Genomic DNA, 18,085 nt, shown 5'->3' on the forward strand with positions numbered 1-18,085 from the left:
GATTAGCGGATATTCTGGAATATTTGCTTTAACTGCATCGCAGGCGTCATCGCGCCTTTGACTTTAACCCGTCCGGTCATAAAGGCCGTCATCGGATTAAGCTGACCATTCGCCAAAGCCTTAAAATCACCCCAACTAAGGCTGATTACGCTATCGGCTTCTCCGTCATCCCGTTCCACTTTGCGACTGATACCATCCAACAGGATGGTGCCTTCTTCTCCAAAGTCGAATTTGATTTTGGAACCGGCAACATAGGCATCACTTTTGATGACTTTGGCGATGAACTGATCCTGCGTAAAATCCAAAATATATTCCTTCGATGCTGTTTATCCGGCCTCAACCTTATTTTGCCAATAATGGGTCGAGCTTACCTTCACTGTTCAATTTGACCAGATCATCACAGCCACCGATATGCTTGTCATCAATAAAGATCTGCGGAACGGTTCGGCCACCGGAACGCTTAATCATTTCGGTTCTTTTAGCGCTGTCATCCGTGACGTCATATTCGTCAAAACTCACGCCTTTTTCGGCGAACAGAGCTTTTGCCCGTTTGCAATAGGGGCAAACTCGCGTGGTATAAATTTCGATATGCGCCATGAATACTCTCCCAATGAATGAAGCGAAGGCCGCGTCATCTCCAATCCTAAGATAGGAGAAAACCGACTAAATGTTACTGGCACCAAGCTACTATTTTACCCAGAACAGATAAAATAAAATATTGAGATCATAGTGATGCAATGAATTACAGGAACCCAATAACCCTCATCCTCACATCAAATTGATACCAAACAGCAAAACATTCGGTTCTGGCCGAACAATCTGCAAATCGCCATTTCTCTCTTTGATAAGGGTATAGATAAGCCATGCCGCCACCAAACGCGGCGTTAATTGATCTTGCGGGGTTTTCCCTAACAAGGTTGCTTCAATCTGCTCATCAAAGACCAAACGCCGCCCTTCTGCCCGAATAACAATTTCATTGCCTTCGGCTCCAATATCGAGATTACCGCCTCGCACCAAAGCATCAGACGCAATCAAAGACAGATTCAGCAGAATACGAACCGCTTGTTTTTCCATAACCGGATCATCAACCATCCATCCCAACTGGATGCGATGGTCAAAACCGAATAATCCGGCAATAGCCTCACGAATTTCCTCAGTGTCCACAGATTCAGAAAAGCCTCCGCCCTGCCCAAAGGCCAATCGGAAAAATTTCAGCTTACTCGCTGAAACCTTGGCACTTTCAGAAAGGAGGTCAATACAACGCGCCCGCATTTCAGGGTCATGTTCGTCGGCCAACAATTCGATGCCGTTATTCATGGCACTGACAGGACTTAAGAGATCATGACAAAGCCGTGAGCAGAGCAAGCTTGCCAGATTGATAGCTGTCATGGTCATAAAGTCAAAGATCCTTCAAACTGACATTTTAATAAGGTTATCTTATTTAAATAGAATAAGTTAAAGCTATAGTAAAAAGACTTACCACAAGCTGTCATTTATTATTTTCAGGCATATTTACTCGACAACAAGTCGGCAAGGATGAAATATGCCTTCAACCACCCCGTTTTTACCGGCATACCATCCTTCTATTTTATTGGAAGCCGCAATCAACCAATATTGCCCATCATGTGCCAAAGCTGCATCCCAATGAGACGGACGACAATTACCCGATGGATGGGAATGATAATGGCCAATGACCTTTAAACCCCGCTCTCGCGCTTCTCGATGGGAACGGATCAGATCCGCTTCTTCCATTTCAAAAAAACGCTCTGGATGGGCGGCTTTATTTTCCATCGGCCTGATTTCGGTCACAGAATTCGCTTTACCGATTAAAAGGCCGCATATTTCCTTATCAGGACAGGCCGAAGCCGCCTGTAAAATCGTTTCAACAAAAGACGAAGCGATAAAAAATTTCACGCTTTCCTTGTCAGAAAGCGGAATTCCATTAGTGAAAGCCATAAAGAACACCATGGCAAATCATCGGAACAAATCCAAGGGAGCTTGATAGAAAAGCAATGCCGACAGAACAAGTGACGTTAACAGAAGAAATGATCGGCTGGCGCTTGGATCGGGCTTTGGCCAGTTTGATAACCCGCCTTTCGCGGGAAAGACTAAAAAACCTGATTTCCTCCGGCTGTGTTAGTAACAGCCAAGGGGCATTGGTGCGCGATCCGGCTTTCAAGATCAAAAGCCTTGATTGCTTTACCGTTGATATCCCCCTTCCCCGTCCGGCACATAACGAACCGCAAGACATCCCACTGGAAATTGTTTTCGAAGATGAGCATCTGCTAGTTGTCAATAAACCAGCCGGCATGGTGGTGCATCCTGCGGCCGGTAATTATGATAATACCTTGGTGAATGCTCTGCTTTATCATTGCGCCGGAAAATTATCCGGCATTGGCGGCGTGGCAAGACCGGGTATTGTCCATCGCATTGATAAGGACACCAGCGGTCTGTTGGTGGTAGCCAAAACCGATCCCGCGCATGCAGGCCTTGCAGCACAATTTGCCGACCATTCGATTAACCGCCGTTATCGGGCGATTGTTGACGGCCATCCCAGCCTCCAAGGCCATGTTGATGCACCTCTGGCTCGCTCTTCCGTCAATCGCCAAAAAATGGCGATCGTCTCTGATGGACGCGGCAAACGGGCGGTGACCCATTATCGCATGATTACGCCTTTAAAAAATGCCTCTCTTATAGAATGTCGCCTTGAAACGGGGCGGACGCATCAAGTCAGGGTGCATATGTCCTCTATCGGCCATTCTTTATTGGGTGATCCGGTTTATGGACGGAGCAAAAAGGCGCATCATGCGTTATTACAATCGTTGGCTTTTCAAAGGCAGGCTCTACATGCTGCCCATCTGGGTTTTATTCACCCGATTTCAGGTAAACAGGTGGACTTTGATGCGGAAATGCCCCAAGATATGCAGCTTTTATTCAAGATGCTTATGATAAGCAATCGTAACTAAACAGCCAACTATTCGTAGGTAGCAAATTTGGGAAGACGGGAGAAAGATCAAAATGGCCACCAGTAGCACCCTTCCGGCAGTGGTTCCTGCATTGGGCGGTGACCAGAGTCTTAACCATTACTTGGCCGATATCCGCAAATTTCCGATTTTAAAACCGGAAGAAGAATATATGCTGGCTAAACGCTTTCAGGAACACCAAGATCCGAAAGCAGCCAGCCGTCTGGTAACCTCCCATTTACGTCTGGTTGCCAAAATCGCGATGGGATATCGCGGCTATGGCCTGCCTGTTTCCGAATTGATTTCAGAAGGCAATATCGGCCTGATGCAGGGTGTCAAAAAATTTGACCCCGAACGCGGTTTTCGCCTCGCGACCTATGCCATCTGGTGGATAAAGGCTTCTATTCAGGAATATATCCTGCGGTCTTGGAGTCTCGTTAAAATGGGAACTACCGCCGCACAAAAGAAGCTGTTCTTCAATCTCCGGCGTTTAAAGAGCAATATGAATGCCTTTGAAGACGGGGATTTAAAACCGGATGAAGTCGACTCCATTGCGACCAATCTCGGGGTCAGCAATGAAGAAGTTGTCAATATGAACCGCCGCATGGCGATGGGTGGCGACAGCTCGCTCAATATCACGATGCGGGAAGACGGCGAAGGCCAGATGCAAGACTGGCTGGTTGATCAGGAACCGCTACAAGACCAACAGATCGAAGAGGAAGAAGAAAGCCTCGTTCGTCATAAATTGTTGATCGAAGCGATGGATAAACTGAACGACCGTGAAAAACATATTCTGACAGAAAGACGATTAAGCGATAACCCGAAAACACTGGAAGAATTAAGTCAGGTCTATGGGGTCAGCCGCGAACGTGTCCGGCAAATCGAGGTGAGAGCCTTCGATAAATTGCAAAAGGCGATCATGGAACTCGCCGGAGACAGAAAGCTGTTACCCGCTATGGCATAGGCGTTTTTCGCCGCTATTGGTCATCGCATTAAAAAACGCCCGGCCTCACGGTGGGGCGTTTTTATTTTATAGAAAAGAATTTCCTGACACACTGATAGTAAAGTTTAATTGTCAGACCGTTCGCGCCTTCCTTATAAAAGAAAAGACGCGCCCTACATATAAATGAACAGATTATTCTGCCTAGACAATCATTTTTAAGGACAGGAAAAATGGCAAAAATCAATACTATTTTGGAAGCGATCGGGAATACGCCTCATCTGCGTCTCAATAAGCTGTTTCCTGACCATGAAGTATGGATAAAAGTCGAAAAGAGTAATCCCGGCGGCTCAATCAAAGACCGTATCGCCCTCGCGATGATCGAAGATGCCGAAAAAAGCGGCAAATTGAAAAAAGGGGGCGTGATTATCGAACCGACCAGCGGGAATACCGGAATCGGTCTCGCTATGGTCGCCGCGGTCAAAGGCTATAAATTGATTTTGGTTATGCCTGAATCAATGTCGATTGAAAGACGGCGTTTGATGCTGGCCTATGGTGCCGAATTTGACCTAACACCGAAAGAAAAAGGCATGGCTGGTGCTATCGAGCGCGCCCGCCAATTGGCAGAAGAAACAGAAGGTGCTTGGATTCCCCAGCAATTTGAAAATCCAGCTAATATCAATATCCATGCCACCACAACAGGGCAGGAAATCTTGAAAGATTTCGCCGATACACCGATTGATGCCCTTGTCAGCGGCGTCGGCACTGGCGGCCACCTAACTGGCATCGGTGAAAGCCTCCGTAAAAAATGGCCGGATATTCAAATTTTCGCGGTTGAACCGGCGACTTCTCCGGTTTTGGCAGGCGGCAAACCGGGCGCACATGCTATTCAGGGCATTGGTGCTGGTTTCGTGCCGAAAAATTTACATCGCAATATTCTAAATGGCATCGTTGAAATCGAGAATGACGAAGCCAAAAAATGGGCATTGCGCGCCGCGAAAGAAGAAGGTCTGTTGGTCGGCATTTCAACGGGGGCAACGCTGGCCGCCATTGCCAAGAAAATCAAAGAATTACCGGCAAATAGCCGTATTCTCGGTGTTAATTATGATACCGGTGAAAGATATCTGTCGGTGCCGGATTTCTTACCGGAAGCCTGATACAGCCCCACTTCACACCATGCTATCGGGATTGTCTTTTAAGAAGGGCAATTCCCGATACGGCGAACATCCGCTTTAAAGGCAAAAGGCATCCGCCCCGCAACGCCTTGACTATCAATGCGGGCGCTATGCCCATTATCAACATGGATAGTGGTGCGCGCCCATCCGGCCTCGCCACAACGATATTCCATAGTTGCCATATCCGGCTTGTTATCGACCACCAACGCATCACATTGGCCTGACGGAATGGCACTATGCATCAACTGATGTGGATTACCGAGACAGACATCCGTCATGCCTTTCGGAAGCACAGAAATCCGCCATTCTCCACTTTCCAGCGAAGACAAAGCCATCGGTGTTGGTAAAGGGGGACTGGCGACAAGAGGCGACGCGACAGAAAGAACAGTGACGCATAATAACTTGCGAAGGGTCGAGCGTTTTACTCTAAAAACAGCCATATTTTTTCCGTCACTGAAGATAATTATTTTGCCGTTTTGTACAAAAAAACGATAAAATTGTTAATAAAACAAATATTATTTAGTGTTAAAGCGCGAGAAGGGATCATTTGATCTCTTCATTGGGATCAACACCCCATAGATTGCGGCTATTGATATAGCCCGTCTGACCACGAATGTTAAATAGACACCAATTCTCACGACATTTTGAAACACGACCAATCACACCATTTTCAGCCCGCCAGATAACGGACGCCGTTGCCGAAGGCTCTGCATATAAATTTTGGATACCAACACCATTCAAAATCGCGGTGCGCCTGTCAGAAAGTAAGGCCGAGGCAATCCATCCAGTTGCCCCGTCAATATCTTCCACTTTTCTCCAATTTTCATGACGGGCAACCACTTTTACAGGCAAATCAGGCCGCTGGTAATGCCAAATCGCGGGATAATTCGCTCCGGGGCCACTCCGCATAAAGGCTTCACTGGCACTAATCGAAGCCCAATAAGGCAGCGTTGTATGAATAACGGCGGCTGAAAGCGGCGATATAATAAAAAAAACGGGACAAAGACAAAAAATAAAAAATTGGGCGACAGCACAGAATAATTTTCTTTTCCCTGACTGAAATACACGCACCATCATATCTGCCTAAGCCTAGCTGTTGTTCAGAATATCACTTGATAACCAAGACTATTCTTCAAATGGAACCGGAATAAACTGATAAAAAAAGAACGTCATCCGCCGAACAGGGCGTTATCCTTTTATTACCTCTAGATATAAAGCCCCAAAATCACGCGTTCATTTCATCAGTCACGCTCTATATAGAGAAAAAATACCAAAATGAGAAAGCCTTAACATCTCTTATTCGCCATAAAAAAGGCTTCCCTTATCGAATTTATGCTGCTACAGAGCCTCTTCCACATCGATTTGATTGATGACGATCGCATTTCTAAGCGGGAGAGGTGGTCGAGTGGTTTAAGGCAACGGTCTTGAAAACCGTCGTGCGTGGAAGCGTACCGTGGGTTCGAATCCCACCCTCTCCGCCAATCTTTATTATTCGTATTTAAATATAAATTTTTGTTTATTAAAATGATTATTGCCATCTTGATAGTAATTTTTCTATTAAGCTATCTATCTTTTGAAAAATTTATTTTATAAACAAAGATATTTCTATAATTTTTATAAAAGAATTAAAAATGAGGATACTTGTTGATAGTTTAAATTTATCTTTACCATTCGGTACAGGGATTACTACCTATACAAATAATTTTATTACAAACTCCGTGGAATGCGGCCATGAGATAGATATTCTTCTTGGAAATAATACTTCTCATTTTGGCAATTGCTCTTCTCTGAATGAAATTTTATTTTTTAGTAATAAAAAAAAATCTACACTAGGCCCTATACAAAGATTTTATAGGGAAATTAAAACGTGCTTTGCTCCCAGAGTAAACGAAATTTCTTTTGTCAGAAGTCAAAATGACCTCCCTATTAATCATGCATGGCACATAAGACAGCTTTACAGAAGTGCAATGGCAGCCTTTAAACATTTCGGTCGATTTACTGAGTTAGATATCCCAGGAATTGATATTGCACATTGGACATCTGCTATGCCAATCTGTATTCGCAATGCTATTAACGTATACACAATTCATGATATTGTTCCTTTATTGTACCCAGAATTTGTTTTAAATAATCATTTACTTTATAAAAAATTAATTTTTTCTATAGATAAAAAATCTGATTTTATATTAACAGTTTCTGAAAATTCAAGAAAAGATATAATATCGATACTAGGGTGTGATAATAGTAAAGTAATAAATACTTATCAATCAATTGAAAATGGCTTTTGGAATAAACCATTTAAAAATGGAAAAGAAATTCCTGAAGGCTTAGAAGAAAAAAAATATTTTTTATTTTTTGGTGCAGTAGAGCCTAAAAAAAATATTGCTAGAATTATTGCTGCTCATAAAGAAAGTAAAACTAAACTACCATTAGTTCTTGTTGTTTCACAAGGGTGGGGATGTGATGATGTATGGGAAGAAATAAATAATTACTCTAATGATGGATCAAGGCGTTGTATTGTAATCAAATATTTACAACGAGATGATTTAATTAACATAATTTCGCATGCTAAAGCGCTCATTTTTCCTTCTTTATATGAAGGCTTTGGTTTACCAGCTCTCGAAGCTATGGCATTGGGAACCCCCGTGGTTGGGTCAACAGAAGGCAGTCTTCCAGAAATTATTGGCCAAGCTGGAATATTAGTAAATCCTTTAAGTGTCGAAGAATTGAAAAATGCTATAATACAGCTAGAATATAATCCAGAACTCACAAAAAAACTTATACAAGCAGGGAAAGATCGTGCGATCTTTTTCTCTAATAGCGCTTATTGTAAGCGTTTGTCTTCTGCCTTAGACCTTTGCAGTGCGAAATTACATAAATTAAAATAAAATAACATTAAAATTCAAAACTATTCATACAATAGAAAGGATTGTTTAATGCGCTATCTTGTCACTGGCGGCGCAGGTTTTGTTGGAAGCCATACTGTTTTGGCTCTTCTAGATGCTGGCCACGAAGTTGTTGTTCTTGATAATTTAAGTACTGGACACATCCAAGCTGTTCCTAAAAGTGTTGAATTTCATCATGTTGATTTACTAGACAAAACAGCCATAGCAAACGTAATCGCTAACCGTGCATGGGATGGAGTTTTTCATTTTGCGGCACTTTCTCAAGTCGCAGAAAGCATGAGAAAACCATTAAAATACTTTTACCATAATTATCTTACAGCTTTTAATCTTATTCAGACTTGTATTGAAAATAACATAAATAAGCTGGTATTCTCTTCTACAGCTGCATTATTCGGGGGAGAGAATAGAGTTGATCCAATCTCCGAAACTGATCTCATTCAGCCAGGATCGCCATATGGCGAGAGTAAATACATGATCGAACGGATTCTATATTGGGCTGATAGAATATATCATTTGCACAGTGCATGTTTACGATATTTTAATGCAGCTGGGGCAGATCACTTAGGGCGAGCTGGAGAAGATCATCGACCAGAAACACATCTTATTCCTTTAACAATAGATTCGGCTTTAGGACGGCGACCTACATTAAAATTATTCGGAACTGACTATCCAACCCGAGACGGATCTTGTATCCGCGATTATGTTCATGTTTCTGATCTTGCAAACGCCCATTTACGCGCAATTGATCAAATCAATGATCGGAGCGTTGTATATAACGTTGGGAATGGACAAGGATATTCTAATTTAGAAGTTATAGAGTCTGTCGAACGAGTAAGTGGTCAAAAAGTTTCATGGGAACCAGCCCCACGTCGACAAGGTGATCCTGCAGTATTAGTAGCAGATTCTACAGCTCTGCAAAAAGATACTGGCTGGATGACAAATTTTGGCAGTATCGACAAAATTGTTGAAACAGCCTTATTATGGCGTGAAAAACATCCACAAGGATATATTTAAGATAAATCTTATAATAAATTATAATAGTATTAATTTTTACAACAATTGATGGATTCTATTGTCATCAATAAAGGTATCTTTTAAAAATGAGCGATCTAAAAGAAAAATTAGATTTTTCAATATATCGAGATAAAAATACGCCTACATTGTTAGCGTATAAAGATTTAGAAAATTCTTTTATTACTTTTTACCAAAGAAATCTTCGACTAAAAAGTTCTCTTTCGTGGAAAATTACTTTCCCAATAAGAAGAATTCGTCAGTTTGTCTATCGCTGGAGAGATCGTTTCAGTAAATTATTTTTAGCCTTCCAGCATAATTGTATTATAATAGGTTGCAAAAAAAAAAGTTATCTCGCTTTCGTGGGCTAACTAAAATTGATTTAGCTTACCATAATTGGCGACAAAATAATCCATTGCCTCGGCTAAAAGACAAAGAGATTGTACCATTACGGATACTAGCCCTTCTTAGTCCAAATGTAATTCAATCTCCTGATTATTTTGATTGTATAGCTAGTTTACAGTCTCAGCGAGGTTGTACAGTTGAGACTGTATCTTTGCCTCTTTCTCAATTTTCTGTAGTTTCTGAACCATATGATGTCGTTTTTTGGATACGAATGGCAACGATTTTTGAAGAGGATTATGGACAAATTGCATATCAAAAATTATCTGAAGGATACAGTTTATTTTACGCAGACCATGATACAAAGCTTAGCTCTATTCTGCATGAATGCCCATTTTTTAAACCTGATTTTTCTCCAGAACTTCTTAATACGGTAGATTATCTTGCAGCAGGTTGCGCCTTTAGGCCTTATTGGATGGACGGCCAAATTAACATAGATGATAATTTCATTTACGAAAAAATTAAGCATTTATCTCGCGCTAAAGTTAAACATTTACCATTATGCCTAAGTCACCTTACCTGCCCCAACACAGATCAATTTTTTCCACCACAATCTCCAATTAAGTTTTCAATAAATGAATTTATAAAAGACAAAAAAATTACTATTATTATACCTACTGCTTTTTATGGATCTTATTTGAAAAATCTATTGAAGAGTCTGCATTTAACAACAAAAGAATTTTCTAATAAAATAGAAATTGTAATCATCACCAATTGTAGTCCATCGAAATCTGAAGAATTTTTGAAAAATTGCCCGATACGACATAAAGTAATTTATTATAAAAATGATTTTAATTACTCTGGTGTTAATAATAAAGCCGTTCGTGAAACTGATGGCGAAATACTAATTTTTCTTAATGATGACATTGAATTACAGGATTCTCATTGGCTTCCCGATATGCTTATGCTTCTTCAGCGGCCAAAATCTGGAGCAGTAGGAAGTTTACTACGTTATCCTGATAACACTATACAACATGCAGGATGCCTAATTGGTATGAATGGAGGAGTCGGGCATATCGGTGTCGGACTTCCCGTAGATTCAAATACTTACCATGGAATTATAACAGCCCAAAGAGAAGTATCTGCAGTTACTGGAGCTTGTCTAGCTATACGTCGAGATGTTTTCTTAGAAGTTGGTATGTTCGACGAAAATTTACCGTTTTCTTTCAACGACATTGCTCTTTGTCTACAGTTAAAAGATTTAGGCTATACTAACTATATTACAACCCGTAGTCACATTATTCATCATGAGTCTCGCTCCCGTGGTTATGATACGACAGCGCATAAATATCAAACTAACCGCGAATACTTTTTATATGCCCGTTCTAAATATCCTAGTTTAAGAGAATCTGACCCTTATTATAATCCGAATCTTGATCTTTCATCTGTTTATATGGGATATGCATCACTTTCTGAAATGCAACGGAAACATTTTCTGTATCCTAGAACTCAAGGTTGTTTAGTGATCATTGCACAAAGAATGGATTATGATCAATCCGCCCCTATTATTCTCGATACATTAGCACAACTAGTTTCTTGCGGAAAAACGCGAGTGGTCATTGCCGGCGAGAATGAAACATATTTTTCACGGAAGTGTCATGATATGTTAAGTCCATCCTCTGTTCTAATTAAATCTATTAATAATTTACAAAACATTCTATTGAATGCGCCAGAATATACGTTACTTCTTGATTTAAATTTACTAGAATTAACAGATGGATTGCCATCTTCTTTACCAGTAATTATTTTTTACATCCAAAATAAAAAAATTTTTTTTATAGATTATTTTGGGCGCCGCACATTACAATGGCAATCATTAAATATACAAGATATAAATCTAAATAGTCTAGTATTCCCTGATAAGGGTTTTTAAATATTTAAGTATTGTAAAATTTTTATAATCATGTAAGAAGCCTCATATCTAGTGAATGCTTATTTCATCAAAGAGTAAAATCAATAATGAATAATCATGAAATAAAAATTTCGTTTATTGTTCCGGCGTATAATGTAAAAAGCTACCTTGGAAAATGTTTAACCTCACTACAACAGCAATCTCTCGATAACTTTGAGATTATTGTAGTCGAGGACTGTTCAACAGATGGCACCTTATCCAAAGCGCGGCAATACGCAAGAAAAGATCCAAGAATTCAAATCATTTGTCACAAAGAAAATCAGGGTCTAGGTCCTGCTCGCAATACAGGTATGGAATATGCGCGTGGGAAATATATCTGTTTCGTTGATTCCGATGATTGGGTTGACCCTGGTTATGGTGAAGCCTTTTATCTAGAGGCAGAGCGCACCTCTGCAGATATGGTAGTTGGGACGTTTTATGCTGTGTTCTCACAAGGCGCACGTATAGTTTCACATTTTGTTGATCCTGCAGTACGTTATGCATCGCTTCCATTTGATGCACAGACTTGTCCTGCTGTGTTATCTATGCCGACTCCAGTTTGGGATAAATGTTATAGGCGAGAATTTTTAAAAAATTATAACATTCGTTTCCCAGCTTTAATTGGAGAAGATATCCCTTTTCAATGGGAAGCAATGACACAAGCAAAACGTATATCAGTCGTTGGAGAGCCCTTTTATTATTACCGTATCAGAGATACTAAGAAAAATCGTTCTCTTACTGCTGGACGTGATATTTTTGCAGATGTCTTTTTGGCTCAAGAAAAAGCCTTAGCTTTTTTGAATGATAGTGGTCATTATGAAAAGCTTAAGAGCATTTGGTGGGAGCGTATGATTAAAGAGCTTCTCCATTTAACTGACAAGTCTGGTGACACGCTGGTTTCAGACAATTTTGTAGCTAAAGTATTTCATACAATGTTGCGAAAATCTTTAGAACCAGTAGATTTTTCTTCTCTTAATCGTGCATATATACCAGAACATGTTCTGTTTATGGCTATGTTTGCGCAAAAATGCTCCTCATGGAAAGAATTCCAAGAATTGGTAGCTCGATCTCATCCCAGCAATCATCAACCACGTCCTCGATTTATAGGTCTAAATAAACTGCAAATGGTGTTGACTAGGTATGATCTTGATGTAGATGAAAACAAAATATCTCATCAATTAAAAATTTCTAATCATAATATTAGCATGCCTTATTATCCAGATCTTCTAGATTATAAAGCTATTATATATGAAAACAATCGCATTATAATTTTACCCCCAGCTCATGATCCCAACATGGAACCAGCGCGAATTAATATTAACTTTGAAGGCCATGGATGCTCTAAAATTTGGTACTTCCTCTCATGCTATCAAGAAGGTCGATCTTCTGAACTTTGCATCAGCCAGATTCTTCTAGATAAGAACAAAAGAATACTTATAGATAAAAAAACAATTCTTCATATTGGAGAAAAAATAGTTCTTTCTTTTTTAGAAATTCCTAAAGATATTTCATTCAATGAATGTAGTTTTGAATTTTCTGTAAAATGTCTTTCTGGTTTTCCTGCATGGGAATCAGATGTAACTATTTCAAATTTTTATGGGGAAGGTTTATGAAAAAACGTGTCCAAATCTACTTGTGCACAAATGGCTTTTTTGATCTTCCTAAAAAAGCGCCTTTTATTCCTATTCAAGGCGGAGCAGCTATAAATCAGCGCCTCCCGGGCGTTATAGGGGATGATACTGGTGAAAATATTTCAAAACTGAACCCAATGTTTTGTGAAATGACTGCTATGTATTGGGCGTGGAAAAATGCGCCAAAAACAGATTATATCGGTTTTTTTCATTACCGAAGATTATTTAATTTTGGCCGTCCACCTGCTCCTGAACGACATTGGTCCGAACGTATTTTTTCTGATTTCAAACCTGAAACTATGAAAAGGTTTGGTTGGGATTATGAAACTATTTTAAATACTATCGATGGTGCTGACATTATTTTACCTCATATTGAAGATGTTCAACGCCCACCATTATGGGATCAACCTGGAACGCTTTACGAGCATTACCGGAACTGCCATGTTTCCCGAGATATCAACCTTACAATAAAAGTAATAAAAGATCTGTACCCAGAAGATACTCTGTTAACTGATAAAGTCATGAATTCAACACATGGGTATTTCTGTCATATGTTTATTATGAAATGGGATATATTTCAAGAATATATGAAATGGGTCTTTGATATTACTTTATCTGTTACGGATAAAATTGATTTAAATGCGCCTATATACAAATACAACCCTCAGGAACGTCGAGTATCTGGTTTTATCGGTGAACGTATTATTAATATTTTTGTTGAAAAAAAACGTCGACAAGGTGCAAAAATTATGGAGATGGAGCGAATTTTAGGGAATCTCCCTAAAGAAGGATTTCTTCAATCTAAGGGAGAAAATCGTAAAAAATTCTTTATAAAGAAGCTTAATCGAGCGATAACAATGCGTTTAGGTAATCATCAGTTTACCCTAGGTGCAGGATAATATTTTTTGGGAATTACATTAATATTCATAGTATATATTTAATTTTTTAAAAAAATACTTGTATATAATATAATAATTTTTAAATTTTAGTTTTCCACTTATAAGGAAGAATTATGCGATTTTGTGTTGTTGGGGCTGGCTTTAGTGGAGCAATAATAGCTCGCCATTTGTCAGACAAAGGATACAAAGTACTTTTACTAGATGAAAGAAAACATATTGCAGGCAACTGCCATACAGAACGAGATACATCTACTGGTATCATGGTACATCGCTATGGCCCTCATATTTTTCATACCGCAGATAAGCGTGTATGGGATTATGTGCAACAATTCGGTAAATTTAGACCATACATTAATCGAGTAAAAGCAGTTTCAAAAAATTGTGTATATACACTTCCAGTTAATTTATTGACAATCAATCAATTTTTTAAGACAACATTTTCACCAAAAGAAGCACGCCTTTTCATTGAACAAAATGCTAATAAATTAATTATTGATCCCCAAACTTTTGAAGAGCAAGCCTTATCAATGATTGGCTCTGATCTTTATAAGGCATTTTTTGAAGGCTATACAAAAAAACAATGGGGAATAGATCCAAAAAACCTTCCTTCTTCAATCCTAAAGCGTTTGCCATTACGATTTAATTATGATGATAACTATTTTAATCATCCTTATCAAGGAATGCCAGAAAACGGCTATACAGCTATAATTGAAAATATTTTGAAATCAAAAAATATAGAAATTTGTCTACAAACAAAATTTGAAGATATCGAAGAAAATTTTTCTCACATTTTTTATACAGGCCCTATTGATCGATATTTCAAATTTTCACTTGGACACTTAGGGTATCGTACACTTGATTTTATACGTATAGATGCAGAGGGAGATTACCAAGGAACAGCAGTAATTAATTACTGTGATTATGATATTCCATTTACCCGGATTTCAGAACATAAGCACTTTGCACCTTGGGAAGCGGATAATTTTAAAAATACTGTAGCATTTAAAGAATATAGTCGACTAGCTGGGAAAGAAGATACTCCGTATTATCCAATTAGGCTTGTTGGAGAAAAAAAATTACTTGAAAATTATGTAGAATTAGCAAAAAATACATCAAATGTTTCTTTCCTAGGCCGTCTTGGTACGTATCGTTATCTTGATATGGATGTAACTATTTCTGAAGCACTTAATGTATGTGACCAAATTGATAAATCTTTAGGCATATCAGAACTGCCATCATTTTTTGTTGATCCATTATAGTTGATCATTAAAAGGTAAGGTTTTATTATTTTTTAAATTTAATCAGCTGATATTATTACGTCAATAGCTATCCACCGTATAACTTAAAGCAATTTTCTCTGGACCTTGTCTGTTCCAAAATAGGAAAAAACAAAATCAGCTCCAACGAAAGATTACTTTATCCCAAAATGATATTATTTACTTTATCGAAAGCAGCCTAAAATCTTTTACTGATTCCCAAATAGATTTGCTCGGCAGGCGTATCCCTATTCAAACCGACATTGGCACCAATATCTAACTGAATTGTCTGGGTTAGGGCATAGACAAGCGCACTATCGGCGGAATATTGGGTTGTTTTTCCTGATGGATCAAAATTGGTCGCCGACCATAATTCACCAATCAAGGTCAAACGATTGGTTAACGGACGCGCCAGATTAAAGACATTCTGCATCGCCGCATGCATACCGTTATTATCATCATTCAAAACGATATCGACTTCTGGTGCCAAGGTAAGCAAAAATCCGGCTGGCAATTTGATATTGGCCGCCGCGACCATGCCCCCTTCCCAATGACGATTACCGATTTTATGACCCGCCGCAGGTGCTTTTACATAGGGGATAACGGCTAAACTAAAACGGTCATCTTCATAATATCGGGTTTTCCAACGCATAATAACATCGCCCGACCCACCATAATTATGTTTTTCATGGGTAACGCGATCCTGCGTCCAAATTTGGCTATAAGGAACCCAGTTAACCTGAAAATCCATATAGCTGTTAATGCCATATTTCAAAGTCGGGTTTGTTGCCAAAAGCGTTTGACTATTCAAATTGCCGGAACGGGATTCACTATAATTGGTGACATCCGCCTCTATTTGCCAATGCCCTTTGGGGACAGTGCAAGCCGCCGATGATTTAGTTGGGCGATCGGTGCAGATCGCTCCCAAAGGATCGCTATCCTGTAAAATATTACCCGTTTCAGCATGGAGCGGCGCTATCATGGCGAGGCTGCCAGCCAAAAAGCTCGACAGATAATAAAAAGATTTATTCAGAAAAATGGCGCGTCCCTATCTATCATTGCAAGGTAAACACGCCATTTCACTATTGAATAAATCCCGCTTGTAAAAGTAATTTAACGCAACATTCACAAGAATATAAAGAGTGTAGCCTGTATCCGTTACCGCCTTTCACGGGTAGCCAAGAAACGAATATCGCTATTGCGTTCGGAAACGTAATTCAATTCCCAGCCATCTTTTGCCATAAAGATCGGGGCTTTATCACGGTCTTCCGCAATAGAAGACTGATGCGTCGCGATAAAATTAGCCAATATCTTTGGATCATCACAAGCTAGCCAGCGCGCCGTCTGCCATGGCGACGGTTCCAACGCCGCAGCCACCCGATATTCGGCATCTAATCGGGAAATAAAGACTTCCAACTGCAACTGCCCAACAACACCGATAATCCACTGCCCACCGATTACTGGATGAAAGACGCGAATAATGCCTTCTTCCGCCATATCATCCAGCGCTTTTCGTAATTGCTTGGATTTTGTCGGATCAGACAAGACAACACGCCGCAAAATTTCAGGTGCAAAGTCAGGCAACCCCGTAAAGGTCAAATCCTGACTATTCTCGCTCAAGGTATCGCCCACCCGCAAGGTGCCATGGTTAGGAATACCGATAATATCCCCCGGAAAGGCCTCATCGGCAACTTCTCGATTCTGGGCAAAAAACAAAATCGGGCTGTGAATGGAAATCGCTTTCCCTGTTCCGATCTGGTTTAACTTCATACCACGGCGGAACCGACCAGAACAAAGCCGCATAAAGGCCACACGATCCCGATGTGCCGGATTCATATTGGCCTGCACTTTAAAGATAAAACCATTAACAGAGGGATCATCGGGATTCACTGGCTCTGGGTCAGCAGGCTGTGGCCGAGGGCCCGGTGCATGACGTGCAATGGCTGAAATCAACTGTTCAACACCGAAATCTTTCAAAGCCGACCCGAAATAAACCGGCGTCAAATCGCCAGATTGATAGGCTTTTTCGTCAAATTCGGCATAACCGACTTCCGCTAACTCAACTTCTTCTTTTAAATTCTGGCGGGCATTTTCTGAAATAAGGCTTTCCAATTTGGGATCATCCAAACCAGAAATAACCGTCGCATCCCCGCGATAGGCATGATTATCTTCTTTTGAAGGCTTTAACAGCTTCTTATGCTCGATATCATAAAGCCCTTCAAACAGGCCGCCCATACCGACAGGCCAAACCATTGGGCTGACATCCAAAGCCAACTGATCGGCAATCTCATCAAGCAATTCAAAGATAGGCCGTCCTTCCCGATCCACTTTATTGATAAAAGTGATAATCGGCACCGACCGCAGACGGCAAACCTCGAATAATTTACGGGTCTGGGCTTCAATACCACGGGCAGCATCAATCACCATGACCGCAGAATCGACCGCCGTCAAAGTGCGATAAGTATCCTCGGAAAAATCTTCATGCCCCGGCGTGTCCAATAGATTGAAGGTCAAACCATCATATTCAAAGGTCATCACCGAAGAGGTAACCGAAATACCGCGTTGCTGTTCGATTTTCATCCAGTCCGAACGCGCGCGGCGATTATCGCCACGGGCTTTCACCTCACCGGCCAGATGGATAGCACCACCGAAATACAGCAATTTTTCGGTAAGCGTTGTTTTACCGGCATCAGGATGGGAAATAATAGCGAATGTGCGTCTATCTGGGCGTGAAGAATGAGCAGTCATGAAACCTGAATCAAAAAGAAGCCTGTTGGGAAAATCCATCGCTATAAACGATAGTCGGGTCAGGACAGCTTGATCTCCTGACCTTGTCACGCATGACATGAACAAAAATCATCTTTTTAGCAAGCAAAAGGCCAAAATCCGCGACAAAATGAATGCTGCTTCTATATCATCCCCAGATCAGAAGAAAATGATTCCACCCTTCACCAACCAAAATCCTAAAATAAAATATCCTAAAACGGGGAAAGGCGCCGGTTAACGAAACC

17 protein-coding genes and 1 tRNA gene are annotated in these 18,085 nt (G+C 40.3%); 10 read left to right on the forward strand and 8 right to left on the reverse strand.

The genetic code is table 11. The annotated features are described in order from the left end of the window. Window positions 1–2 precede the first annotated feature (2 nt). The 4 genes from ZMOB_RS02755 to ZMOB_RS02770 form a co-directional block, all read right to left on the reverse strand. A complete protein-coding gene (locus ZMOB_RS02755) occupies window positions 3–305 on the reverse strand; it encodes an SCP2 sterol-binding domain-containing protein (protein ID WP_012817168.1) in 303 nt (100 codons plus the stop codon). A gap of 37 nt (window positions 306–342) precedes the next feature. Continuing rightward, on the reverse strand, window positions 343–597 hold the full coding sequence (grxC, locus tag ZMOB_RS02760) for a glutaredoxin 3 (RefSeq protein ID WP_011240634.1): 255 nt from the start codon (window positions 595–597) through the stop codon (window positions 343–345). Between the two features lie 171 nt (window positions 598–768). After that, entirely contained in the window at window positions 769–1,395 is a 627-nt protein-coding gene (locus tag ZMOB_RS02765) for a histidine phosphotransferase family protein (RefSeq protein ID WP_011240633.1), read from the reverse strand. 117 nt (window positions 1,396–1,512) lie between these two features. Then, window positions 1,513–1,956: a M67 family metallopeptidase gene (locus tag ZMOB_RS02770; RefSeq protein WP_014500570.1), complete on the reverse strand. Its 444-nt coding sequence runs from the start codon at window positions 1,954–1,956 to the stop codon at window positions 1,513–1,515. Window positions 1,957–2,012: 56 nt separating this feature from the next. Here ZMOB_RS02770 and ZMOB_RS02775 point away from each other — a divergent pair, with 56 nt between their 5' ends. From ZMOB_RS02775 to cysK, 3 genes are all read left to right on the forward strand, one after another. After that, on the forward strand, window positions 2,013–2,966 hold the full coding sequence (locus ZMOB_RS02775; protein ID WP_011240631.1) for an RluA family pseudouridine synthase: 954 nt from the start codon (window positions 2,013–2,015) through the stop codon (window positions 2,964–2,966). A gap of 52 nt (window positions 2,967–3,018) precedes the next feature. After that, on the forward strand, window positions 3,019–3,927 hold the full coding sequence (gene rpoH, locus ZMOB_RS02780) for an RNA polymerase sigma factor RpoH (protein WP_011240630.1): 909 nt from the start codon (window positions 3,019–3,021) through the stop codon (window positions 3,925–3,927). A gap of 209 nt (window positions 3,928–4,136) precedes the next feature. Then, the gene (gene cysK / locus ZMOB_RS02785; RefSeq protein WP_014500571.1) at window positions 4,137–5,060 is read left to right on the forward strand and encodes a cysteine synthase A; all 924 of its coding nucleotides are present in this window, start codon (window positions 4,137–4,139) and stop codon (window positions 5,058–5,060) included. 38 nt (window positions 5,061–5,098) lie between these two features. Here the strand turns inward: cysK and ZMOB_RS02790 are convergent, their stop codons facing one another. Both ZMOB_RS02790 and ZMOB_RS02795 read right to left on the reverse strand, forming a co-directional pair. Continuing rightward, window positions 5,099–5,518 (reverse strand): hypothetical protein, encoded by a 420-nt coding sequence (locus ZMOB_RS02790; protein ID WP_011240628.1) that lies wholly within the window; start codon window positions 5,516–5,518, stop codon window positions 5,099–5,101. A gap of 103 nt (window positions 5,519–5,621) precedes the next feature. Further along, a complete protein-coding gene (locus tag ZMOB_RS02795; RefSeq protein WP_014500572.1) occupies window positions 5,622–6,155 on the reverse strand; it encodes an SH3 domain-containing protein in 534 nt (177 codons plus the stop codon). A gap of 314 nt (window positions 6,156–6,469) precedes the next feature. Here ZMOB_RS02795 and ZMOB_RS02800 point away from each other — a divergent pair. From ZMOB_RS02800 to glf, 7 genes are all read left to right on the forward strand, one after another. Next, a tRNA-Ser gene (locus tag ZMOB_RS02800) sits at window positions 6,470–6,559 on the forward strand. A gap of 150 nt (window positions 6,560–6,709) precedes the next feature. Beyond that, complete coding sequence (locus ZMOB_RS02805) at window positions 6,710–7,966, forward strand: glycosyltransferase family 4 protein (protein WP_014500573.1); 1,257 nt, start codon at window positions 6,710–6,712, stop codon at window positions 7,964–7,966. A gap of 48 nt (window positions 7,967–8,014) precedes the next feature. Further along, on the forward strand, window positions 8,015–8,998 hold the full coding sequence (gene galE, locus ZMOB_RS02810; RefSeq protein WP_014500574.1) for a UDP-glucose 4-epimerase GalE: 984 nt from the start codon (window positions 8,015–8,017) through the stop codon (window positions 8,996–8,998). A gap of 331 nt (window positions 8,999–9,329) precedes the next feature. Then, window positions 9,330–11,270, forward strand: a complete 1,941-nt coding sequence (locus ZMOB_RS09680; protein WP_141933255.1) for a glycosyltransferase family 2 protein — start codon at window positions 9,330–9,332, stop codon at window positions 11,268–11,270. A gap of 86 nt (window positions 11,271–11,356) precedes the next feature. Next, window positions 11,357–12,901: a glycosyltransferase family 2 protein gene (locus tag ZMOB_RS09685; RefSeq protein ID WP_014500575.1), complete on the forward strand. Its 1,545-nt coding sequence runs from the start codon at window positions 11,357–11,359 to the stop codon at window positions 12,899–12,901. Then, window positions 12,898–13,818: a DUF4422 domain-containing protein gene (locus tag ZMOB_RS02825; RefSeq protein WP_014500576.1), complete on the forward strand. Its 921-nt coding sequence runs from the start codon at window positions 12,898–12,900 to the stop codon at window positions 13,816–13,818. Before ZMOB_RS09685 ends, ZMOB_RS02825 begins: the two co-directional genes overlap by 4 nt. Window positions 13,819–13,931: 113 nt before the next feature. Beyond that, a complete protein-coding gene (gene glf / locus ZMOB_RS02830; RefSeq protein ID WP_014500577.1) occupies window positions 13,932–15,077 on the forward strand; it encodes a UDP-galactopyranose mutase in 1,146 nt (381 codons plus the stop codon). 196 nt (window positions 15,078–15,273) lie between these two features. Here the strand turns inward: glf and ZMOB_RS02835 are convergent, their stop codons facing one another. Both ZMOB_RS02835 and ZMOB_RS02840 read right to left on the reverse strand, forming a co-directional pair. Then, window positions 15,274–16,056 (reverse strand): transporter, encoded by a 783-nt coding sequence (locus ZMOB_RS02835; RefSeq protein ID WP_252507305.1) that lies wholly within the window; start codon window positions 16,054–16,056, stop codon window positions 15,274–15,276. Between the two features lie 176 nt (window positions 16,057–16,232). After that, entirely contained in the window at window positions 16,233–17,822 is a 1,590-nt protein-coding gene (locus tag ZMOB_RS02840; protein ID WP_011240624.1) for a peptide chain release factor 3, read from the reverse strand. Between the last annotated feature and the right edge of the window lie 263 nt (window positions 17,823–18,085).

The sequence above is a fragment of the Zymomonas mobilis subsp. mobilis ATCC 10988 genome (assembly GCF_000175255.2).
GTDB classification, from domain to species: domain Bacteria; phylum Pseudomonadota; class Alphaproteobacteria; order Sphingomonadales; family Sphingomonadaceae; genus Zymomonas; species Zymomonas mobilis.